The 21203-nt window shown below is 33.9% G+C and carries 25 protein-coding genes and 1 pseudogene; 4 read left to right on the top strand and 22 right to left on the bottom strand.

All coding sequences use genetic code 11. The annotated features are described in order from the left end of the window. Positions 1-109: 109 nt before the first annotated feature. The 18 genes and pseudogenes from ACXX80_RS06255 to aspS all read right to left on the bottom strand — a co-directional run bounded on the left by ACXX80_RS06255 (position 110) and on the right by aspS (position 16123). Positions 110-1480, bottom strand: a complete 1371-nt coding sequence (locus ACXX80_RS06255; RefSeq protein WP_458552450.1) for an NADH-quinone oxidoreductase subunit N — start codon at positions 1478-1480, stop codon at positions 110-112. A 69-nt stretch (positions 1481-1549) separates the two neighbouring features. Beyond that, positions 1550-1705 (bottom strand): annotated as a pseudogene (locus ACXX80_RS06250) (four helix bundle protein); the annotation flags it as partial. 29 nt (positions 1706-1734) lie between these two features. Beyond that, positions 1735-1917 carry a four helix bundle protein gene (locus ACXX80_RS06245; RefSeq protein WP_458552449.1) on the bottom strand — a complete coding sequence of 61 codons (183 nt, stop codon included), beginning with the start codon at positions 1915-1917 and terminating at the stop codon, positions 1735-1737. Between the two features lie 58 nt (positions 1918-1975). After that, complete coding sequence (locus ACXX80_RS06240) at positions 1976-3415, bottom strand: complex I subunit 4 family protein (protein WP_458552447.1); 1440 nt, start codon at positions 3413-3415, stop codon at positions 1976-1978. 9 nt (positions 3416-3424) lie between these two features. Next, positions 3425-5311 (bottom strand): NADH-quinone oxidoreductase subunit L, encoded by a 1887-nt coding sequence (gene nuoL, locus ACXX80_RS06235; RefSeq protein WP_458552445.1) that lies wholly within the window; start codon positions 5309-5311, stop codon positions 3425-3427. Positions 5312-5317: 6 nt separating this feature from the next. After that, positions 5318-5638, bottom strand: coding sequence for an NADH-quinone oxidoreductase subunit NuoK (gene nuoK / locus ACXX80_RS06230; RefSeq protein WP_066079401.1), 321 nt, complete (start codon positions 5636-5638; stop codon positions 5318-5320). A 1-nt stretch (position 5639) separates the two neighbouring features. Then, positions 5640-6152: an NADH-quinone oxidoreductase subunit J family protein gene (locus ACXX80_RS06225; protein ID WP_315211016.1), complete on the bottom strand. Its 513-nt coding sequence runs from the start codon at positions 6150-6152 to the stop codon at positions 5640-5642. Then, positions 6152-6697: a NuoI/complex I 23 kDa subunit family protein gene (locus ACXX80_RS06220; RefSeq protein WP_315211019.1), complete on the bottom strand. Its 546-nt coding sequence runs from the start codon at positions 6695-6697 to the stop codon at positions 6152-6154. Before ACXX80_RS06220 ends, ACXX80_RS06225 begins: the two co-directional genes overlap by 1 nt. A gap of 116 nt (positions 6698-6813) precedes the next feature. Further along, positions 6814-7866, bottom strand: coding sequence for an NADH-quinone oxidoreductase subunit NuoH (gene nuoH, locus ACXX80_RS06215; RefSeq protein ID WP_458552443.1), 1053 nt, complete (start codon positions 7864-7866; stop codon positions 6814-6816). Then, on the bottom strand, positions 7859-8908 hold the full coding sequence (locus tag ACXX80_RS06210) for an NADH-quinone oxidoreductase subunit G (RefSeq protein ID WP_315211021.1): 1050 nt from the start codon (positions 8906-8908) through the stop codon (positions 7859-7861). Before ACXX80_RS06210 ends, nuoH begins: the two co-directional genes overlap by 8 nt. An 18-nt stretch (positions 8909-8926) precedes the next feature. Then, positions 8927-10294, bottom strand: a complete 1368-nt coding sequence (nuoF, locus tag ACXX80_RS06205; protein ID WP_315211022.1) for an NADH-quinone oxidoreductase subunit NuoF — start codon at positions 10292-10294, stop codon at positions 8927-8929. A gap of 1 nt (position 10295) precedes the next feature. Then, entirely contained in the window at positions 10296-10826 is a 531-nt protein-coding gene (locus ACXX80_RS06200) for a complex I 24 kDa subunit family protein (protein ID WP_458552442.1), read from the bottom strand. Between the two features lie 85 nt (positions 10827-10911). After that, positions 10912-12150 carry an NADH-quinone oxidoreductase subunit D gene (locus ACXX80_RS06195; RefSeq protein WP_315211023.1) on the bottom strand — a complete coding sequence of 413 codons (1239 nt, stop codon included), beginning with the start codon at positions 12148-12150 and terminating at the stop codon, positions 10912-10914. Between the two features lie 35 nt (positions 12151-12185). Beyond that, complete coding sequence (locus tag ACXX80_RS06190; RefSeq protein ID WP_315211025.1) at positions 12186-12707, bottom strand: NADH-quinone oxidoreductase subunit C; 522 nt, start codon at positions 12705-12707, stop codon at positions 12186-12188. Between the two features lie 3 nt (positions 12708-12710). After that, positions 12711-13259: an NADH-quinone oxidoreductase subunit B gene (locus tag ACXX80_RS06185; protein ID WP_131991280.1), complete on the bottom strand. Its 549-nt coding sequence runs from the start codon at positions 13257-13259 to the stop codon at positions 12711-12713. 127 nt (positions 13260-13386) lie between these two features. Next, positions 13387-13752: an NADH-quinone oxidoreductase subunit A gene (locus ACXX80_RS06180; RefSeq protein WP_458552441.1), complete on the bottom strand. Its 366-nt coding sequence runs from the start codon at positions 13750-13752 to the stop codon at positions 13387-13389. A 298-nt stretch (positions 13753-14050) separates the two neighbouring features. Next, positions 14051-14245 (bottom strand): cold-shock protein, encoded by a 195-nt coding sequence (locus ACXX80_RS06175; RefSeq protein ID WP_007137066.1) that lies wholly within the window; start codon positions 14243-14245, stop codon positions 14051-14053. A 132-nt stretch (positions 14246-14377) separates the two neighbouring features. Further along, complete coding sequence (aspS, locus tag ACXX80_RS06170) at positions 14378-16123, bottom strand: aspartate--tRNA ligase (protein WP_458552440.1); 1746 nt, start codon at positions 16121-16123, stop codon at positions 14378-14380. 228 nt (positions 16124-16351) lie between these two features. Here aspS and ACXX80_RS06165 point away from each other — a divergent pair, with 228 nt between their 5' ends. Continuing rightward, positions 16352-16699 (top strand): toxin-antitoxin system YwqK family antitoxin, encoded by a 348-nt coding sequence (locus ACXX80_RS06165; protein ID WP_417992410.1) that lies wholly within the window; start codon positions 16352-16354, stop codon positions 16697-16699. A gap of 372 nt (positions 16700-17071) precedes the next feature. Here the strand turns inward: ACXX80_RS06165 and ACXX80_RS06160 are convergent, their stop codons facing one another. Further along, positions 17072-17251, bottom strand: coding sequence for a hypothetical protein (locus ACXX80_RS06160; RefSeq protein WP_458552439.1), 180 nt, complete (start codon positions 17249-17251; stop codon positions 17072-17074). 760 nt (positions 17252-18011) lie between these two features. Here ACXX80_RS06160 and ACXX80_RS06155 point away from each other — a divergent pair. Then, a complete protein-coding gene (locus ACXX80_RS06155) occupies positions 18012-18518 on the top strand; it encodes a hypothetical protein (protein WP_458552438.1) in 507 nt (168 codons plus the stop codon). Positions 18519-18715: 197 nt separating this feature from the next. Then, entirely contained in the window at positions 18716-18877 is a 162-nt protein-coding gene (locus ACXX80_RS06150) for a hypothetical protein (RefSeq protein ID WP_282743974.1), read from the top strand. A gap of 301 nt (positions 18878-19178) precedes the next feature. Here ACXX80_RS06150 and ACXX80_RS06145 read toward each other — a convergent pair whose 3' ends face one another. The 3 genes from ACXX80_RS06145 to ACXX80_RS06135 form a co-directional block, all read right to left on the bottom strand. Beyond that, complete coding sequence (locus ACXX80_RS06145) at positions 19179-19796, bottom strand: recombinase family protein (protein WP_458552437.1); 618 nt, start codon at positions 19794-19796, stop codon at positions 19179-19181. Positions 19797-19966: 170 nt separating this feature from the next. Further along, the gene (locus tag ACXX80_RS06140; protein ID WP_416834963.1) at positions 19967-20323 is read right to left on the bottom strand and encodes a hypothetical protein; all 357 of its coding nucleotides are present in this window, start codon (positions 20321-20323) and stop codon (positions 19967-19969) included. Positions 20324-20446: 123 nt separating this feature from the next. Next, positions 20447-20701 (bottom strand): helix-turn-helix domain-containing protein, encoded by a 255-nt coding sequence (locus ACXX80_RS06135; protein ID WP_282743970.1) that lies wholly within the window; start codon positions 20699-20701, stop codon positions 20447-20449. Positions 20702-20813: 112 nt separating this feature from the next. On the opposite strand from ACXX80_RS06135, the gene ACXX80_RS06130 reads away from it, so the two are divergent. Beyond that, positions 20814-21185, top strand: a complete 372-nt coding sequence (locus tag ACXX80_RS06130) for a hypothetical protein (RefSeq protein WP_458552436.1) — start codon at positions 20814-20816, stop codon at positions 21183-21185. Positions 21186-21203 lie beyond the last annotated feature (18 nt).

Below are 21203 nucleotides of genomic sequence, written 5' to 3'. Positions count from 1 at the left end.
TTATAGATACTGGAATAGTAAATATTTATTCAAAATGAGTAAATACCTTTAAACAAAAAAACCATCAAAATTGCTCTTGATGGTTTTTGTATAATTATAAAGATTAGGCTTATGCCAATAAATCCAAAATAAATGAAGGGAACAACCCTAATGCGATATTCAACACAATTGCTATAACAGCAACTGCGTAAATGATAACCGGAGTTCCTTTTCGTTCTTCGTTTGGCTCTTTAGTGTACATCGCTAAAATCAATTTGAAGTAGTAACCAACACTAATAATAGAATTCACGACCGCTACGATTACTAAAGCCAAATAACCCGCTTGAATCGTTTGATTAAACAAAACCAACTTAGCAAAGAATCCTGCGAAAATTGGAATACCAGCCATAGAAAGTAAAGCTGCCGTAAGAATAGCGGCTAACAATGGATTGGTTTTTCCTAAACCGTGGAAATTTACAACATCTTCATTATCTCTATTTTTACAAACATATAAAATAACACTAAAAGCTGCGATTCCAGATAAAGAATACGCTGAGGCATAATACAACAAGCTTCCTGCTGATGTAGACAAACTCAACAAAGTCATCAACATAAAACCAGCATGAGAAACCCCTGAAAAAGCCAACATACGTTTTACATTCGTTTGTCTTAATGCCATAATATTACCAACGGTCATCGAAGCCATAGAAATAATAACAACTACCATTTTGAATGACTCAGAAACATCAGCATTCATTACTGATAATAATTTGTACAAAGTTGCCATAGCAACTACTTTGGCTAAAGTGCTCATCAACGCTGTTGTCAACGCTGGAGAACCTTCGTAAACGTCCGGTGCCCAGAAATGGAATGGAACTGCAGCCACTTTAAATAACATTCCGATTGTTACCAATACAATTCCTATTGGGAACCAAACCGGCAACTCAGCTGATTGTGATAATTCGCTGATTTCAGTAACATCAAAACTTCCCATGGCTCCGTAAATTAAACAGATACCAAACAGAATGATACCCGAAGCAAAAGATCCCATTAAGAAATACTTCATTCCCGCTTCGTTACTTTTTAAATTCATACGGTCACTTGCCGCAAGAATATAAAGCGCAATTGATAATACTTCGATTCCTAAAAAGAACATTGCTAAATTTCCAAAAGAAACCATTGCTACTGCTCCTGCCAATAAAAATATTTTTATGGCAATATAATCAGAGATTTTAGACTGATGATTTTCGTAAAAATTATGTCCTAAAGCCACCAAGAAAATAGTAAGCACGATAAACAAAGACGAAAAAGTACTTGAAAATTTACTCACAACTATCATGTTGTTGTAGTAACTCTCCGTAGAATTAAATTCAGATATGGTTAAACCCAGCACTCCCAATAATCCAAGTATTGTTATTGGAACAATGGCTTTCCTTAAATTAAAAATTTCAAATAAAAGGCATAAAACACCTAATCCTATTATAGCTATTAATGTATTCATTTTTTGATTGTTTGATTTAGGATTTACGAATTAGGATTTAAAAACCGACTAATTCTTTTTACCTGAAACTTAATTTTTTATATTATTTTTTTCTTTTATTGTTCTTATCCCTGCTGAGAAAATTGCGACCAATTCATCAGCTTCTTTTATTAATTTTTCAAGCTCAATTTTGTCACATTCTATTTCTAATCCTTTTATAAACTCCAACCAAAATAAACTTTCATCAGCTTCTTCATCTACTACTTTTAATTTATTTAAAAAATCAGCAGTAGATTTACCTCTACAAACTCTCTATAATTAGCAGCTACTGATGAAGACGATTTAAAAAGCTGGTATGAAACTACATCGACAGCTTTAGTTTTATTTAACCTCATTAAGAATTTAAAAACATCCAATGCAAATTGCTTCGTCCTATTTTTTAATTGCTCTTTAGTCATGGTTAAAATCTTCCTATTTAGTCATCCCACAAAAATCCTAAATCTCAAATCCTAAATCCTAATTTCTATGGATCACTTTAAGAATTTCTTCCAGACTTGGCGTAATCAAATCGGTAATTGGTTTTGGATACATCCCAAAAAAGAACAAAACACCAATTATAAGTACCAATGTTATTCCTTCATTGACAGTTACATCAGCAAAAGGCTTTTTATTGGTTTCTCCCAACATTGCATGTTGAAACATTTTCAACATATAATACGCTCCTAAAATTATGGTTGTTCCTCCTAAAATGGCAAACCAAATATTGATTTGTGAAAGACTGTATAAAACGGTGAATTCTCCAATAAAGTTAAAAGTAGTTGGCAAGGCAACAGATGCTAAAACCAAAATCAAAAACATCGAAGTGAATTTTGGTGATTGTGTGCGAATACCGCCCATTTCAGCAATGGCTCTAGTTTCGTATCTTCTGAAAATAATTTCAGCGGCATAAAACAATCCAACAACTACAAAACCGTGAGCAATCATTTGTAAAACTGCACCACGCAATCCGTCTAATGTCAAGGTGTATGTTCCAGCTGCAATTAATCCGACGTGAGCCAAAGAAGAATACGCTAATAATTTCTTTAAATCTTTTTGTTTCAATGCAACGATAGATCCGTAAATCACACCTGCAATTCCAAGTCCAATGAAAATATACATGTATTCTTTGGCTGCCAATGGCGCCAATGGCAATTGCCAACGGATAACACTGTACAATCCCATTTTTAGCATGATACCAGATAAAAGCATTGTCCCAACAGTTGGTGCTTTTTGATACACATTTGCTTGCCAAGTGTGAAAAGGAATTAATGGAATCTTAATGGCATACGCTAAGAAGAAAGCCAGGAATATCCATAATTGTTCCGTTGCTGTTAGGTCCAATTTGTATAAATCTTCTAATAAAAGACTTCCTGCTTTTTGATACATATAAACAAAAGCCACTAACATAAATAAAGAACCTGCAAGTGTGTAAATAAAGAATTTCACTACCGCTTTTTTGCGTTCTTCAGCGTCTCCGTTACCCCAAATTAAAGCAATAAAGTAAATTGGAATCAATGATAATTCCCAGAAAATATAATACAACAAACCATCTGATGCCAAGAATGTTCCTGCCATTGCAAACGACATAAACAAGATTAACGCATAAAATGATTTTGAATTTTTATAGTCATTCCCAAAAGAAGAAAATATGATTATTGGAGTCAAAACTGTGGTCAATAACAGCATCGCCATTGATAATCCGTCTGCTTTTAGAGCAAAAGAAATATTAGGTTGTGTGATCCACTGGTTGATGAAACTGATGTTTTCACCTAAATTATAGTGATTTAATAATAAGATAGAAGCGCCTGCAGCAGCTAACCCAAAGAACAAAGCCACTTTTGAAGCCAGTTTATCGCCTGCAATAAAAGTTGCAAACGCACCAACCAAAAGTATAATTAATATTAGAGATACATTCATGATATATGATTATTGTTGAGCTAAAAATAAATAAGAAACAATGGCACAAAGCCCTAATACGAAAACAAAAAGATAAAGACCAATACTTCCATTTTGTATTTTCTTTCCTTGGTAACTTATTTCGTTGGTAACTTTTCCGAATCCAAAAACTAAAGCTGACAAACCAGTTTCTACAGTGTCCCTGAAAAAACGAGACAAGAAATTAATTGGTTTAACAAAAATAGCGTCATAAAATTCATCAACATAATATTTATTGTAAAGCACTTTAGAAAATCCTGTAATAGCAGCATCTTCTGTTGGAACTGTATTTTGTTTGATGTATTTGGCGTAAGCCATACCAATTCCTACTAATCCACCCACAACGGCAATAGCCATCAAGATATATTCAGTAGTTCCTAAATGGTGTTCAGCGGTAGCTAATTTTGGTAAAATTGGAATCAAATAATGATTCAACCAACTATTTCCAGGCAAACTAATCATACCACCGATGGTAGCCAAAATTGCTAAAACAATCAAAGGAATGGTAATCAATGAAGGACTTTCGTGCAAATGGTGTTTTTGTTCTGCGGTTCCTCTGAATTCTTGGAAAAACGTTAAGAACATTAAACGGAACATATAAAAAGCAGTCATTATAGAGGCAACCGAAGCCACAACCCATAACGGAATATTATGATGGAAAGCCACTAATAAGATTTCGTCTTTCGAGAAAAATCCTGAGAATAATGGAACTCCAGAAATCGCTAAAGAAGCAATCAACATTGTTGCAAACGTAATTGGCATTGCTTTTTTCAAGCCACCCATATTTCGCATATCTTGTTCTCCGTGCAAAGCATGAATAACAGAACCTGAACCCAAGAACAAACAAGCTTTGAAGAAAGCGTGCGTGATTACATGGAAAACAGCCACTTCATAAGCGCCTAATCCTAAAGCTAAGAACATCAATCCCAATTGAGAAACGGTAGAATAAGCCAAAACTTTCTTTATATCATTTTGAACTAATCCAATCGTAGCAGCAACTAAAGCAGTAACAGCTCCAACAATTGCAATTATCGATTGAACATCCGGAGTCAAATCAAATAAGAAATTCAATCTGGTAATCATAAAAATCCCTGCAGTTACCATCGTAGCCGCGTGAATCAATGCTGAAACCGGTGTTGGACCTGCCATCGCATCCGGTAACCAAGTATACAATGGTATTTGTGCTGATTTACCACAAGCTCCAATAAATAAAGCGAAAGCAGCAACAGACAGCCAATACATATCAAGATTTGTTGCACCGCCAATAGCCGTTTTTAAAGTAGCATAATCTAAAGTTGAGAATAAATTCCCAAGAATGAAAATTCCAACTAACAACCCTAAATCACCAATACGGTTCATAATGAATGCTTTCTTAGCAGCGTCATTGTACTCTTGGTTTTTATGCCAAAATCCAATTAACAAATACGAACAAAGACCTACACCTTCCCATCCGATGAACAATACTAATAAGTTACTTCCTATTACTAATGTAATCATGAAGAATATAAACAGATTCAAATACGCGAAAAACTTGTGCATATTTTCATCATCGTGCATGTAACTTATGGAATACAAATGAATCAAAGATCCAATTCCAGTTACAAAAAGCAACCATAAAATAGACAATTGGTCCAATTGAAATCCAAAATCAACATTGAAATTACTGATTTGAATCCAGTCAAAAAGTGAAATACGAATTCCTTCCGGTTGCGCTGCAATTCCACCAAAGAAATAAGCAGTTGCAATAAAAGAAACCAAAACCGAAAGCGTTCCGATTATTCCAGAAAGGGATTTTCCAAGGCTTTTGCCAAAGAAAACATTGATTAAAAATCCTAAAAAAGGAGCGAGAACTAAAACTAAAGCTATATTGGTATTCATTTCCATTTATCCTTTTAAGTTTTTTAAATTATCGATAGTAATTGAACCTAAATTTCTAAAAATAGAAACCAGAATTGCCAATCCTACCGCAACTTCCGCCGCAGCAACAGCCATCGAAAAGAACACAAAAACTTGTCCTTGCGCATCTTGATGATAGGTCGAAAATGCTACAAACAATAAGTTTACTGCATTCAGCATAATTTCAATTGACATAAATACGATAATGGCATTTCGTCTGTACAACACTCCAAAAACGCCAATACAAAAAAGTATTACGCTTAGGAATATATAATTTTCAATACCAATGTGGTTTAAAATATTGTTCATCTTATTTTTGCAATTTTTCTTTTTTAGACAATAACACAGTTCCAATCATAGCAACCAAAAGTAATATAGAAGCAAATTCAAACGGAACCATATATTCATTCAGCAGGATTTTACCCAATACTTTTATAGACTGATAATCTTCGCCGGTAGTTACGTATTCTCCAACAATAGGTTTTGAATTGACGAAAATAGCTATCAAAACCAAACAGATTAAACAAAAAGAAACAATAGCTCCTAATCGTGTAATTCTAGGTCGGTGCACTTCTCTTTCCTCATTTAAATTCATCAACATGATGGTGAATAAAAACAAAATCATAATCGCTCCAGAATAGACAATAATATGAACTATCGCCAAGAATTGAGAATTCAATAATAGATAATGACCTGCAATTGAAAAGAAGCAAATCACTAAATAAATAGCGCTGTGAATCGGATTTTTGCTAAAAATTGTCAAAAATGCGGTTGCTAATGTGATAGCAGCCAATACACAAAAAATAATAAGTATCGTAGACATTAGTTAGCGTTTTTAAGTTGAGCGTTTTTCATTGCCATTTCAAGCGGCATGACCAATTTATCTTTTCCAAAGATAAAATCTTCTCTTTCATAACTGGAAGGAACCAATACTTTAGAAGTCGTCAGGTAAATTGCATCTTTCGGACAAGCCTCTTCACACAATCCACAAAAAATACAACGCAACATATTGATTTCATAAATCGATGCATATTTCTCTTCTCTGTACAAATGTTTTTCGTCAGCTTTGCGTTCTTCAGCCTTCATCGTAATCGCTTCCGCAGGACAAGACAATGCACATAAACCACAAGCCGTACAGTTTTCACGACCTTGTTCATCACGCTTTAACATGTGCTGACCGCGATACACCGGACTCATTTCACGTACTTGTTCCGGATATTGAATCGTTACTTTTCTAGTAAACAAATGCTGAATTGTAATTATCAAACCTTTGACAATCGCAACAAGATACATTCTTTCCCAAAAAGTCATCTCCTTGTTAGAGACTTGCTTTTTTCTTCCCGATAAGGATATACTTTCTATTGACATTTTTTATTTTTATTTGAAGCTTAATCCTGCTATCCGTTTCAATCTTTATTGTTTTTTAAAGAAAAAACAATAAAGGATTTCCACTGCTATCAGGGCTAGGGCTTTTTCGGTACTAATTAAAATCCTAAATAAGTAGCAATTTCTGCTCGCAAAATTACAATTCCAGTAATTATAATATTAATGATAGACAATGGAATTAATATTCTCCAACCCAAATGCATCAATTGGTCATATCTGAATCTTGGAATAGTCCAACGAACCCACATATAGAAAAAGATGAATCCACACAATTTGATAAACAAAGCACCAAATCCTAAAATGTTGGCAATATTTACACCCCAATTTTCAACAACCCAACTCATTCCAGGATAATTATATCCTCCAAAGAATAAAACCGCTAAAATCGTGGAAGAGATAAACATATTCGCATATTCAGCAAATAAATAAAATCCCATTTTCATTGATGAATATTCCGTATGATATCCTCCAATTAATTCACTTTCGCATTCCGCTAAGTCAAAAGGAGTTCTGTTTGTTTCTGCAAAAGCACAAATTAAAAATATAATAAAAGATAACGGTTGGTAAAATACATTCCAGTTCATACCTGCTTGTTGCGCCGAAATTTCTCTTAAACTCAACGTTCCGGTCATCATCAACAAAGCAATCATCGAAAGTCCCATGGCAACTTCATAAGATACCATTTGCGAAGCGGCACGAACCGCACCCATCAAAGAGAACTTATTATTAGATGCCCATCCACCAATCATGATTCCATAAACACCCACTGAAACAACTCCGAAAAAGTATAACAACCCAATGTTTAAATCAGTCGCCTGTAATAAAATATCTCTTCCAAACAAATGCAGTCTGTCTCCCCAAGGAATTACGGCACTCGTCATTAAAGCGGTACTCATAGCAATTGCAGGACCTACAAAAAACAAAAATCTGTTTGGTGTATTTGGTTCAAATTCTTCTTTCGAGAATAATTTCAAACCATCGGCAAGCGGTTGAAACAATCCAAAAGGGCCGGCTCTGTTTGGTCCAACGCGATCTTGAAGCCAAGCGGCAACTTTTCGTTCAGCCCATGTGGAATACATTGCCATCAACATTGTTAAAGCAAAAACTGCAACAATAATGACACTTTTTTCTATGATAATAGTACTATCCATTATTACCCAAGCTTTTTTGATTAATAATGTCTTCTTCGGTCAATGGAATCTCGACCATGCTTATTTTCTTACGGTCTTCTTCTCTACCTAAAAGAATATGATCTTCGGTAGCGATTTCAACTTTCTGTAATTTTCTGTTGTATTTATTTTGGTTGATAACCGAATCTTTTTCGAATGCTCTTGGTCCTTCAATAGTCCAATCAGCTATGTCTTTGTGGTCAAAACGACATCCATTACAAATAAATTCGTCTACTTCATGGTACTCATCTTTTCTTCCGGTAACACGTTGGATTTCGTCACCAAACATCCAAACGGTAGTTTTTCCAGAGCAAGTAGGGCAATTTCTGTGTGCATTATAAGGCTTACTGAACCAAACTCTAGATTTAAATCTAAATGTTTTATCAGTCAATGCGCCTACCGGACAAACATCAATCATATTTCCAGAGAACTCATTATCAACCGCTTTAGAAATACAAGTCGATATATTAGAATGGTCTCCTCTATCCATTACTCCGTGAACACGATCGTCAGTCAACTGATCTGCCACCATTACGCAACGGTAACAAAGGATGCAACGGTTCATGTGCAATTGAATATTTGGACCAATATTTTCTGGCTCAAAAGTTCTTTTTTCTTCGATAAAACGAGTTTCTGATTTCCCGTGCTCAAAGCTTAAATTTTGCAAATCACATTCACCAGCTTGGTCACAAACTGGACAATCTAATGGGTGATTGATCAATAAAAACTCAGTTACTGATTTTCTGGCTTCGGTTACTCTCGGTGAAGATTTGCTGTTCACTTCCATTCCGTCCATGCAACCGGTTACACAAGATGCCATTAATTTAGGCATTGGTCTTGGGTCGGCTTCACTTCCTTTGGAAACTTCCACTAAACAACAACGGCATTTTCCACCGCTACCTTTTAGTTTAGAATAATAGCACATCGCTGGCGGAACTACTTCTCCACCTATCATACGTGCTGCCTGCAGGATTGTTGTTCCTGGTTCTACTTCTATGCTTTGACCGTCTATGGTTACTTTCATTTTCTGAAATTCTTGACTTTATACGATTACTTTAGAAACTAAATGCTTCACTTTTTCAAAAGGTTCAGCAACAAAATGATCTCTATTTTTTATTTTTTCCGGGAAACGAATATGGTATTCAAACTCCTCTCTAAAGTGACGAATTGCTGCTGCCACTGGCCAAGCTGCCGCGTCACCTAAAGGACAAATAGTATTTCCTTCAATTTTGCTTTGAATACTCAATAGCAAATCGATATCTTCTTCACGACCATGACCGTTTTCGATTCGGTGCAATACTTTTTCCATCCATCCTGTACCTTCACGACAAGGAGAACATTGTCCACAGCTTTCATGGTGATAAAAACGAGAGAAATTCCAAGTATTACGAACAATACAAGATGTGTCATTGTAAACAATAAATCCACCTGATCCTAACATAGAACCAGTTGCAAATCCACCGTCACTTAACGATTCATATGACATCAAACGATCTTCACCGTTTGCGGTTTTATAAATTAAATGAGCAGGTAAAACGGGAACAGAACTTCCTCCTGGTACAAATGCTTTCAAAGGTCTGTCAGAACTCATTCCGCCTAAATATTCATCTGAATTCATGAATTCGTAAACACTTAAACCCAATTCAATTTCGTAAACACCAGGATTTTTGATATGTCCTGAAGCCGAAATTAATTTGGTTCCTGTAGAACGTCCGATACCAATTTTAGCATATTCCGCACCTGTATTATTGATAATCCAAGGCACAGCGGCAATTGTTTCTACATTATTTACAACCGTTGGATTTGCCCAAAGTCCTGAAATTGCGGGAAATGGTGGCTTGATACGAGGATTTCCTCTTTTACCTTCCAATGATTCGATTAATGCAGTTTCTTCACCACAAATGTAAGCTCCGGCACCACAATGAACATAAAGTTCTAAATCGTATCCTGAACCTAATATATTTTTACCCAAAAATCCAGCAGCTTTTGCTTCGTTAATAGCTTTTTCTAATATTTTATACACCCACATGTATTCTCCACGAATGTAGATGTAGGATAGGTTTGCACCCAATGCATAACTGGAAGTAATCATTCCCTCAATCAATAAATGAGGAATAAATTCCATCAAATAACGGTCTTTGAAAGTTCCGGGTTCTGATTCATCGGCATTACAAACTAAATGTCTTGGTTTTCCTGATTTTTTATCAATAAAACTCCATTTCATTCCTGCTGGAAATCCTGCTCCACCACGACCACGCAATCCTGAAGTTTTCACTTCTTCAACAACTTCATCTGGTGTTAATGTTTTTAGGGCTTTTTCTACTGAAGCATAACCCCCGTTTTGACGGTACACTTCGTAAGTTTTAATTCCTGGAATATTTATTTTGTCTAATAATATTTTTTGTGACATATTATTTATCGTGTAATATTATTGTATCGTTTTTGCAATCTTCAATTAACTGGTCAATTTTTGCTGCCGTCAAATGTTCTTTGTAAAAATCGCCTAATTGCATCATTGGAGCGTAACCACAAGCTCCTAAACATTCAACTCCTCTCACTTCAAACAGACCGTCTGGAGTAGGTTCTCCCACTTTTACACCTAATTTTTCACAGGTATAATCCATTAAATCCTCCACTCCATTCAAACAACAAGGAGAAGTTTGACAAAATTCGAACATGTATTTTCCAATTGGTCTTTGGTTGTACATTGTATAAAACGAAACTACTTCGTAAACTTCAATTGGTTTAATCAAAAGGATTTCGGCTACTTTATCCATTAATTCAATACTCAACCAATTCTCGTGAGCATCTTGAACTTCATGCAAAACAGGCAATAATGCCGATTTTCTTTTGTCTTCAGGATAATGACTGATTAATTCATTGATGCGGGACATCAATGCTTCGGTCATATTTATTTCTTGTTTGTGATACGTACGTTCCATTTTTTATTATTTCAAATTTTGAATTCTAATTTTCAAATGTTTTTGACTTTCATTCAAAATTCATAATTCATCATTTATAATTTTATTAAGCGTCTAATTCTCCGGCAATAACATTTAAACTTGACAAAATAACAATTGCATCCGATAGTAATGAACCTTTAATCATTTCTGGATACGCTTGATAGTAAATAAAACAAGGTCTGCGGAAATGCAATCTATAAGGAGTACGACTTCCGTCAGTTACCAAATAGAAACCTAATTCTCCGTTTCCACCTTCAACAGGATGATATATTTCGGCAACTGGAACAGGAACTTCACCCATAACAATTTTGAAATGGTAAATCAACGATTCCATACTTGTGTATACATCTTCTTTTGGAGGAAGGTAATAATCCGGAACATCAGCATGAAAGTCATTTCCTTCCGGCATTTTTGCTAAAGCTTGACGAATGATACTCAAACTCTCCCAAACTTCGGCATTACGAACACAAAAACGATCGTAAGTATCTCCAGATTTTCCAACAGGAATAATAAAATCAAAATCTTCGTAAGAAGAATATGGTTGCGCTACACGAACATCATAATCAACACCTGCAGCACGTAAATTTGGACCCGTAAACCCATAAGCCATAGCTTGTTCAGCAGTTATTGCTCCAACATTTACAGTTCTATCAATAAAAATTCTATTTCTTTCAAATAAATTTTCAAATTCTTTCCAAGCTGCCGGAAATTCTTCTAAAAACACATCTAATTTTCTAAAAGCTTCTGGCGACCAATCTCTTTCGAAACCACCAATTCTTCCCATATTAGTTGTTAAACGAGCTCCACAAATTTCTTCGTAGATTTCGTAAACTTTTTCTCTAAATTGGAACACATATAAAAATCCGGTATACGCTCCGGTATCCACCCCAAGGATTGAATTACAGATGATATGATCCGTGATTCTTGCCAATTCCATTACAATAACTCTTAAATATTGCGCTCTTTTAGGAACTTCAATATCCAATAATTTTTCTAATGTCATCCACCATCCCATATTGTTTATAGGAGATGAACAATAGTTCATTCTATCAGTAAGAGGAGTGATTTGGTAAAAAGGACGATTTTCAGCGATTTTCTCGAAAGCTCTGTGAATGTAACCAATGGTTGGTTCCGCTTCTAGAATTCTTTCTCCATCCATCAACAGGATATTTTGAAAAATACCATGTGTAGCTGGGTGAGTTGGCCCTAAATTCAGAATCGAAAGCTCGCTTCCGTCTTCATTTAGTTGGGCTGCAATTCTTTTAGCATAGCGATGCTCTGGTGGTAATAATAGTTCTGACATTTATTTAATGTGAAAAATTATAATAGTGAGTATTTTTAATAATTATCGGTTGTTCTTCCAAAGAAACGGTCATCTTTATCTGTTCTTCCGCTATCTTCCATTGGAAATTCTTTTCGCATTGGAAAAGAAATCATTTCATCCATATTCAAAATACGTTTCAATTGTGGATGACCAATGAAGTTTATCCCATAAAAATCATACGTTTCTCTTTCCATCCAGTTAGAACTTAAGAAAATGTTTGATATCGTTTTTATTTCTGGGTTTTCACCGTTGATAAATGCCTTAATTTTAATTCTTTTGTTTTCATACCAATTGTGTAAATGGTACACCACTGCAAATTGATGATCAACATCATTGTCAGGATAGTGAATCCCACACAAATCAGTTAAAAAATGAAAACGTAATATTGGGTCATTTTTCAAAAAAAGAATCACCGCCGTAATTTTATCGGCAGCGACTTCAAATGAAAATATATCTCTTTCCTGATTGAATTCAAAAACAGCTGAATCAAATGTTTCAACTAATTTTTCTTGGATTTGTATCGTTTCTAGCGCCATTATTTATTTGATGTTATAAGAAGCTAATAATTCTTGGTATTCTGGAGAACTTCTTCTTCTTACCGATTCCGTTTTAACCAACTCTTGCAATTTCATAACTCCATCCACAATTTGTTCTGGTCTTGGCGGACAACCCGGAACATAAACATCAACCGGAATTACTTTATCAATCCCTTGCAAAACAGAATAGGTATCAAAAATTCCACCTGAACAAGCACAAGCTCCAACAGCGATAACCCAACGAGGCTCAGACATTTGCTCATAAACCTGACGTAAAATTGGTGCCATTTTTTTTGAAATTGTCCCCATTACCATTAGCATATCCGCTTGACGAGGAGAAAAACTCACTCGCTCAGAACCAAATCGTGCCAAATCATAATGCGAAGCCATTGTTGCCATAAATTCAATTCCACAACAAGATGTTGCAAAAGGCAAAGGCCACAATGAATTTGCACGAGCCAATCCCACAACATCATTCAGTTTTGTAGCGAAGAAACCTTCACCAACAACACCTTCTGGAGGGGCAACCATATTTATATTTGAATCACTCATCTTTGTAAAATTATGAAATATGAATTATGAATTATGAGTTCATAATTTAAACTTTAAAAACATTCTTTTAAAATACTTTAGAAATTGAAATCTTTACAATTCGTTATTTCTAATTCCTAATTAATCTTTATTCCCACTCTAACGCTTTCTTTTTGATGATGTAGAAAAAACCCACCAAAAGCAACATCATAAAAATTATCATCTTTACCATTCCTTCCATTCCCAACTCCTTGAAGTTAATTGCCCATGGATACAAGAAGATCACCTCAACGTCAAACAAAACAAACAAGATAGCAACAAGGAAATATTTTACCGAAAATGGAATTCTCGCATTCCCCACGGATTCAATCCCACATTCAAAGTTCTTATCTTTGATTACAGAAGATCTTTTAGGGCCTAATTTTCCTGAAACTAATATAGTTCCTACAACAAATCCTACAGCTAGGATAAACTGCATTAAAATTGGTATGTAATTTAATTGATCGGATTGCATATTATCAGTTTTTTTGAATAAAAATAAGCCACAAAGATAACTTTCAAATTATTAAATAACAATAAAAACTCAAAAATACATCGCAACTACAACGTTGTAAATTTACAATTTTTATTAATTATAAATAAGAAAAGATTTTTATCTTAAGATGTGTTTAACGTTTAATAAATTTAACAATCCTAAAAAGAAGGTTCATTTATTCCGAAAATGAGGAAAATTTTGAATAAAAAAAAACGTTCCGAAACAAATCGGAACGTTTTTTAAACATTCGTAGGCAAAAAAAATTATTTTTTTATGCTTAGATCACTGCTACTTTCGCAGCAACTTTTCCTTTTCTTCCTTCTTCTTCTTCATAGCTAACTCTGTCACCTTCGCGTAATTCTTCCGCGTTGATTCCTGATGCATGAACAAAAATGTCTTTTCCTGTTTCTTCGTCTGTAATGAATCCGTAACCTTTAGATTCATTGAAAAATTTAACTGTACCTGTACGCATTGTAATAGTAATAATAATTTATAATGGAGCAAATGTAATATTTAATATAATACGAAAGACATTCTTCTCTTTTTATTTTGTAAAAATATTGATATTCAACGTTTTCTAACAAATTTAAACGACAATGTACAACTACGCCAATTTTATATGCAACTCTTTTAATTGTGAATCATCAATAGAGGACGGAGCATCAATCATGACATCTCTTCCAGAATTATTTTTTGGAAAAGCAATAAAGTCACGAATTGTTTCCTGACCACCAAGAATTGCCACTAATCTATCCAATCCAAAAGCCAAACCTCCATGTGGTGGCGCACCAAACTGGAAAGCATCCATTAAGAATCCGAATTGAGCCTTCGCTTCTTCTTCGGTGAAACCTAAATATTTAAACATCAATTGTTGTGTCGCTTTATCGTGAATACGAATCGACCCGCCTCCAATTTCATTTCCATTCAAAACCATATCATACGCATTAGCACGAACTTTTCCTGGGTTAGTTTCCAATAAGTGCATATCTTCAGGCTTAGGAGAAGTAAAAGGATGGTGCATAGCATGGTAACGACCACTTTCTTCATCGAATTCCAATAATGGAAAATCAACTACCCAAAGCGGCGCAAATTCAGCTGGGTTCCTCAACCCTAATCGTGTTGCTAATTCCATGCGCAATGCACTTAATTGTCCACGAGTTTTATCGGCTGGACCAGAAAGCACAAAAATCATGTCTCCTGCTTTTGCACCGGTAATTTTTGCCCATTGGGCTAAATCGTCTTGGTCGTAGAATTTATCTACCGATGATTTATAAGTTCCATCTTCATTACATTTTACATACACCATTCCTGATGCACCTACTTGAGGACGCTTCACCCAGTCAATTAATCCATCTATTTCCTTACGAGTATAATTTCCAGCTCCAGGAACTGCAATTCCCACCACTAATTCCGCAGCATTAAAAACTGGAAATTCTTTGTGTTGTGTTACTTCGTTTAATTCCCCAAACTCCATTCCGAAACGGATGTCCGGTTTGTCATTTCCGTAGGTTTTCATGGCATATTCATAGGTAATTCTTGGAAATTTTTCTACTTCAATACCTTTTATTTCTTTTAATAGATGTCTTGTCAATCCTTCAAAAACATTCAAAATATCTTCTTGCTCCACAAAAGCCATTTCGCAATCGATTTGTGTAAATTCCGGTTGTCTGTCTGCACGTAAATCTTCATCACGGAAACATTTCACGATTTGGAAATATTTATCCATTCCGCCCACCATCAACAATTGCTTGAAAGTTTGTGGTGATTGTGGTAATGCATAAAACTGCCCTTCATTCATTCGAGAAGGTACAACAAAATCTCTGGCTCCTTCGGGAGTAGATTTAATCAAATACGGAGTTTCTACTTCACAAAAGTCTAAATCTGAAAGGTATTTACGAACTTCCATCGCTACTTTATGACGAAACATCAAACTGTTTTTCACCGGATTTCTTCGAATGTCCAGGTAACGGTATTTCATTCTGATGTCTTCTCCACCATCCGTTTCATCTTCAATTGTAAAAGGAGGCGTAAGAGATGCGTTAAGAATAGTAAGTTGAGTAACTAAAATTTCAATCTCACCAGTTGATATATTTATATTTTTGGCTTCACGCTCAATAACAGTTCCTTTTACCTGAATCACAAATTCACGACCAAGAGTTTTAGCCAATTCAAAAACTGATTTTTCTGAACGGCCTTCGTCGAAAATCAATTGCGTAATCCCATAACGATCGCGTAAATCAACCCAGTTCATAAATCCCTTATCACGCGACTTTTGAACCCATCCCGCAAGTGTAACTTCTGTATTAATATGTGAGGCGTTCAACTCGCCACAGTTATGACTTCTATACATTATTCTAATTTTAGATTGTTTTGCCCTTTAGGCTCGAGTGCAAATTTAGGACTAATTATGAATAATGAATTGAGAAATACCATTTTTTAGTGTTAGATTTTTACTGAAAATTTTATTCCCAATGTTAAATTTTACTCCAATGTTACTAAATTGTTAACTTAAAGTTTTTTTATTGTAAAATGTTTTATATATTTGTTAAGCTAATATGAATTTAAAAACCCAAACGCCATGAAAAAATATATAATCTTAACTGCATTAATCTTCACAGGAATAGCATTTGCTCAAGAGAATGATCCAAAATTAGAAGCTGTAGGTGAATTAGTAAAAACAACTTACTACTTTGAAAATGGAAAAGTACAACAAGAAGGTTTCTTCAAAAACGGAAAACTAGACGGAGTTTGGACTTCATATGATACTAATGGTAACAGAATATCTGTTGCTAATTATGAAAATGGAGAAAAAACTGGAAAATGGCTTTTTTGGAATGGTAAAAATTTAAACGAAGTAGACTATTCTAATAGCAGAATTGCTTCTGTAAAAACTTGGAAACAAGATGCATTGGTTATCAGAGACTAATAAAACACCTATCAAAATACAAAAAAAAGCTTCCGAAATTAACGGAAGTTTTTTTTATGTCTAGTATTGGCTAAAAAACAACAAATAATATTGTTTCAATCACCTTGTTAGAAACTCACGAAACAAAGCTACCGATCACATAAACATCCAAAATCAGAAGATTAATACGCGCTTCTTCTGCTATTTAAATTGTATCACCGAGCTTTACTTTACTTTAAATGATTCAGAGATTCTTTTATAAATGCTATTGCTACTTACTACAAATGTATATAAAATCAAATGCCGTTTAGTTAAGTTCTTTGGGATTCCCAACTGAGCTTAACTAAACGGCAATGATGTTATTCTTGTATACTGAAATTAGTCGTTATAATACTACCAGAACTTAGCGTACAAAGCAAAAATAATCAATAATGTAATCACGATTAATACTGTTGTTTGTGGTTTTACTTTAAACATTTCAGAATCTAATTCAAAAGCTTTTGGATTCACTTTTGTTCCAGCAAAACTCACTGCAATCATTATAAGCATGGTAAACATAAATGACAATCCCATACAGATGCGGAATGGTATTTCATATCCGCCTTTTCCATTGGCGTAAACCGTGTAAAGTAATGTTTCTGTCCAAATAATACCGATACAAATTCATTAAACAAAACCGACAATAAAAACACTGAAATTACCTCTATTATTGCAGTAGTATCAATAGTTCTTTTCCAGAAAATATCAAGAAAAAACTTGGCAAAAACTCCAAGACTAATAAAACCTGTATTTCTGGACATAAGTAAATAAACCTACACCACCAATTACTAATTTATCATTCCAAGTAAACAAAACAGCAAGAAGCATCGCTGCGAAAAGAGCATATCTTCCAATATTTACCTAGCTTCTGTCACTTGCATCTTTTTGAATGTACTTTTTTTATGCAAATACAGAGTATAAATGGTTGTCATAAAAATAAATAAAAAATAGAAACCCCCATAAAACCAAAAAAACCGCTTCTTTCGAAGCGGTTTTTGTACCCGTAACAGTTGAGTTGTCGAATCTTTTCATTGAAGATTTGAAGAAATTGTCTCACGCTTATAAATTGTTGACGAAGGACAAAACCCCTTAAATACTATGGTCGTTCTGACCAATTAAAAAAACATTTACCCAAACTATTTACAAATTACTACAATCAATTATGATTGTGAATAAATATTTTATGTCCGAGGGAACTTTTCCAACTTTCCGACATATTTATTATAAAATAACATATCACAAAGGGAATTTAAGCAGTTCACTAATAGATATGATGCGTTTAATCAAGAACAAAATGCAACAAAATGAATACTTAACAGTAAAAGAAATTAGCATCAAATATGAAATGGGTGCTAGAAATGTTAGAAAAATAATTAGCAAACTAACAGAGACTTGTAGCGAAGCTACACTTTACAAAAATAAAAATGGAGAATGGCAAGTACATCATTTGCTAGTTCCAAAGTTTAAACCTCAACGAACTAGAAAGAATAAATACTATGCACTAAGCATTGACCCATGTGCTGATTATTCAGTAGCTGACATTGATATAGTGATGAGGTTTGCCTATCAGCAAATGGGGAATGATATACTAGAGATTAATTATGTAGTGGAGCAAAAGAAAAGCAATAATCGTAATCACTTACATTGTTTCGTTAAATGCTCAAACAAGAAAAAACTACTCGATTGCTTTAAACTTGGATTTAGTAGAATTAGTTATCACGAAAGTGTGATTTATGACCTAAATGGTTGGAAGGACTACATAATGAAAGACGGTAGTCAGATAATAACATTAAAAAATTAAATTAAACATGATAGAAATAAACGATTTTAGATACAATCCTATCCTTCGTAGGATGTTAGTAAATTACTGTATTAGAACTTATGAAGAGGATGCAATTTTAGATGATTGGCATTTAATACAGGAATACAATCTTTTGAAAAAAAATAACGAACTCCATTTTCTTTTTGATGAGGAGTATTTAATAAATTATCTAAAAGATGGAAACGATAACAACTGATGATAAAATTAGATTGAAACAAATGCAAATACAGGTAGAGAATGAACCTCAGCGAAAACAAGAGTTACAAAAACAGTTACAGAAATTGCAATTGGAAAAAGAGATTGAGGGAATACGCAAAAGGATAGAGCAATTAGGGTAGCAATACCCACCCCTCCCTGCATAATTCGAAATGTTTTAGGTCTCGTTACCTATAACTCCTTTTCAGCACCCACTTACTGAAATACTAGGTATTGGAATAGGCAAAAGAAATATTTTCTCAGATTTTTTCGGTACTTATTGTTCTTTTTGGTAAGGAGCTGCTCCGTTATTTATTCTATCGTCTATTTGTATAAACAGTGTTTTAGAACTAAAAAATGAGCATTCCATCGAAGGGATGCGTGAAGTGTTTTACAAAATAAGAATCCTCACATTATTGTGAGGATTCTTGTTTTTATAGCTATCTAGGCTACTAATTTTTTTATTTTTTGAACCGTACCACTAGATTTTCCTGTTAGTTTCATGGTATTGCGAACTGATTGACCTTGCTTTAAAAACTTTACAATATCCGAATGCTCAGCAATAAGTTGTTTGGGTTCTTTCTCAGAACCTATCTTGCGACCAAGTACGCCACCATCACGAATAAACTTATCACGACCAGAGTTTAGACGTTCTTTAATCATCGACAATTCTAAACTTGCGAAAGTTGATGCAATACTAAGCATTGTTTGAACCATACCGTTAATTTCTCCCGATGGTAGAAGTGTATGAAGCTTGAAATTATCAATAATAATATTGATTTTGTTTTCATTGCATTTTTCCAAGAAAAGAGCGAATGATGAGATTTTACGTGAAATACGTGAAATTTCGATGGCGATTATATGTTGTACACCATTTTTAATAGCATAATCCAAAATCTCAGCATTTACCTCATCATTTTTAGTTCCTGATTTGTAATAAGTAAACTCTTTGACGATTTGATACTGATTTCCATAATTAGAAATAAGTTCCTGAGACTGACGGGTTACATCTTGACGGTTTTCGTTAGTTGAACATCTGCTGATAATGATTGCTTTTTCCATATTCCAAAAGTCCAGGTATTTCGGGACATGACAAAATAAATCAAAGATTATTTTCGATACATTTAATTGTATCATTGCAATTCAATTATAGATATATTTTGATACAGTTGAGGTTTTGATACGTTCAAATTATAATAAGGAACAGTTAAGTACTTTTAACAATGAATAACTTATTTAAGAAACATCTCTAATATTAAGTAAACATTAGATTCTTTGTATGATACATTATATTTTTTCGCATTTGTTACAATATGACTTCTTATAAATGTTCCGAAAATTTCATGTCCATTCTTTAAAAAAGTTCCATCAGGTGTGCGAAAGCCATTGGGTGTGCTTAAGCCTACAATATTAAAATCCTCATTTAAAGGCAATCTCAACCAGTCCCATGCTTTAGGACTTGGATATCTTACCCAACTTGTTGAATTGTTACTTTTCATTTCATGCTGAGTACTCCATTCTGGAACTTCGGTAGCAAAAAGTAATTTATCTTCATATTCTAAGTTTATCAATATCGCATCAATAGTCATTCGAATCTGTATTAATTATTGTTTGGCAAATTTGTGTTAAAATTAATACTAAATCATTTGAAATTCAATAGATAGATTAATACTTTATCTAAAAAAATTAAGAACAGACTATTATAAAAGGAATTATTTTGAATTAGGAATGCCTATTCCTTGAAAGAATTCTTCTAAACTAATGTCTAGCAACCTACAAATTTTTATTAACGTTTTTAGTTCAAAGTTAGCTCCGCTTTCTAATCGCCAATAGGCGGAACGGCTCATGCCTAACTCGAATGCGATATGTTCGTAGTTTGAGTATCCTTTAGCTTTTCTCAAAAACTTTAGCCGTTCCGCAATAGCTTTTAGCTCTTCAAAATTGGTTATTTGGCTTGAATTTTCCATAAACCAAATCTCAATATTTTGTCTTTTTTGTGGTACTCTATAATATAGTGTACTATATTATAGATTTTTTTATATTTTTGTCAGGATTTTAAACTAATTAAAAAAAATTAAAATGAAACAAGCCTTGAAAATTATAGGAATTATGTCGTTTGCCATATTTCTTTTTGTAGCAATTGTATTAACAAAATTCAAAAACAGTATTGATGATGATTATAATAAAGACCATCCAAAAACACAAAACATTGAAGAATTAAAAGCATGGGCGCAAAAAGAAATCGTTCAAGATTATTGCGAAAGATATGCGAAGGTCAAAAACATCAATAATGAAACTAATCAACAACGAGAACTAAGTCGTGTTGAGAATAGTAGATTTGAATATGTACCGCAAAAAATTCGCAATGTAATTGAAGAAAACGACTTACCTGATAGTTATGCTGATGAATTATATCATTACGTTGATGATGAAATAAATAAATGTCAGTAAAATTTAAAATAGACGATT

Source organism: Flavobacterium sp. GNP002 (assembly GCF_054343795.1).
The sequence above is the reverse complement of the archived record's forward strand: the minus strand, read 5'-3'. Positions and strand labels throughout refer to the sequence as shown.

Bases quoted from the DNA above. Each gene is read 5' to 3' on its own strand.
- ACXX80_RS06255 (WP_458552450.1), bottom strand. From the start codon at position 1,480: ATGAATACATTAATAGCTATAATAGGATTAGGTGTTTTATGCCTTTTA.
- ACXX80_RS06245 (WP_458552449.1), bottom strand. From the start codon at position 1,917: ATGACTAAAGAGCAATTAAAAAATAGGACGAAGCAATTTGCATTGGAT.
- ACXX80_RS06240 (WP_458552447.1), bottom strand. From the start codon at position 3,415: ATGAATGTATCTCTAATATTAATTATACTTTTGGTTGGTGCGTTTGCA.
- nuoL (WP_458552445.1), bottom strand. From the start codon at position 5,311: ATGAATACCAATATAGCTTTAGTTTTAGTTCTCGCTCCTTTTTTAGGA.
- nuoK (WP_066079401.1), bottom strand. From the start codon at position 5,638: ATGAACAATATTTTAAACCACATTGGTATTGAAAATTATATATTCCTA.
- ACXX80_RS06225 (WP_315211016.1), bottom strand. From the start codon at position 6,152: ATGTCTACGATACTTATTATTTTTTGTGTATTGGCTGCTATCACATTA.
- ACXX80_RS06220 (WP_315211019.1), bottom strand. From the start codon at position 6,697: ATGTCAATAGAAAGTATATCCTTATCGGGAAGAAAAAAGCAAGTCTCT.
- nuoH (WP_458552443.1), bottom strand. From the start codon at position 7,866: ATGGATAGTACTATTATCATAGAAAAAAGTGTCATTATTGTTGCAGTT.
- ACXX80_RS06210 (WP_315211021.1), bottom strand. From the start codon at position 8,908: ATGAAAGTAACCATAGACGGTCAAAGCATAGAAGTAGAACCAGGAACA.
- nuoF (WP_315211022.1), bottom strand. From the start codon at position 10,294: ATGTCACAAAAAATATTATTAGACAAAATAAATATTCCAGGAATTAAA.
- ACXX80_RS06200 (WP_458552442.1), bottom strand. From the start codon at position 10,826: ATGGAACGTACGTATCACAAACAAGAAATAAATATGACCGAAGCATTG.
- ACXX80_RS06195 (WP_315211023.1), bottom strand. From the start codon at position 12,150: ATGTCAGAACTATTATTACCACCAGAGCATCGCTATGCTAAAAGAATT.
- ACXX80_RS06190 (WP_315211025.1), bottom strand. From the start codon at position 12,707: ATGGCGCTAGAAACGATACAAATCCAAGAAAAATTAGTTGAAACATTT.
- ACXX80_RS06185 (WP_131991280.1), bottom strand. From the start codon at position 13,259: ATGAGTGATTCAAATATAAATATGGTTGCCCCTCCAGAAGGTGTTGTT.
- ACXX80_RS06180 (WP_458552441.1), bottom strand. From the start codon at position 13,752: ATGCAATCCGATCAATTAAATTACATACCAATTTTAATGCAGTTTATC.
- ACXX80_RS06175 (WP_007137066.1), bottom strand. From the start codon at position 14,245: ATGCGTACAGGTACAGTTAAATTTTTCAATGAATCTAAAGGTTACGGA.
- aspS (WP_458552440.1), bottom strand. From the start codon at position 16,123: ATGTATAGAAGTCATAACTGTGGCGAGTTGAACGCCTCACATATTAAT.
- ACXX80_RS06165 (WP_417992410.1), top strand. From the start codon at position 16,352: ATGAAAAAATATATAATCTTAACTGCATTAATCTTCACAGGAATAGCA.
- ACXX80_RS06160 (WP_458552439.1), bottom strand. From the start codon at position 17,251: ATGGGATTGTCATTTATGTTTACCATGCTTATAATGATTGCAGTGAGT.
- ACXX80_RS06155 (WP_458552438.1), top strand. From the start codon at position 18,012: ATGCAACAAAATGAATACTTAACAGTAAAAGAAATTAGCATCAAATAT.
- ACXX80_RS06150 (WP_282743974.1), top strand. From the start codon at position 18,716: ATGGAAACGATAACAACTGATGATAAAATTAGATTGAAACAAATGCAA.
- ACXX80_RS06145 (WP_458552437.1), bottom strand. From the start codon at position 19,796: ATGGAAAAAGCAATCATTATCAGCAGATGTTCAACTAACGAAAACCGT.
- ACXX80_RS06140 (WP_416834963.1), bottom strand. From the start codon at position 20,323: ATGACTATTGATGCGATATTGATAAACTTAGAATATGAAGATAAATTA.
- ACXX80_RS06135 (WP_282743970.1), bottom strand. From the start codon at position 20,701: ATGGAAAATTCAAGCCAAATAACCAATTTTGAAGAGCTAAAAGCTATT.
- ACXX80_RS06130 (WP_458552436.1), top strand. From the start codon at position 20,814: ATGAAACAAGCCTTGAAAATTATAGGAATTATGTCGTTTGCCATATTT.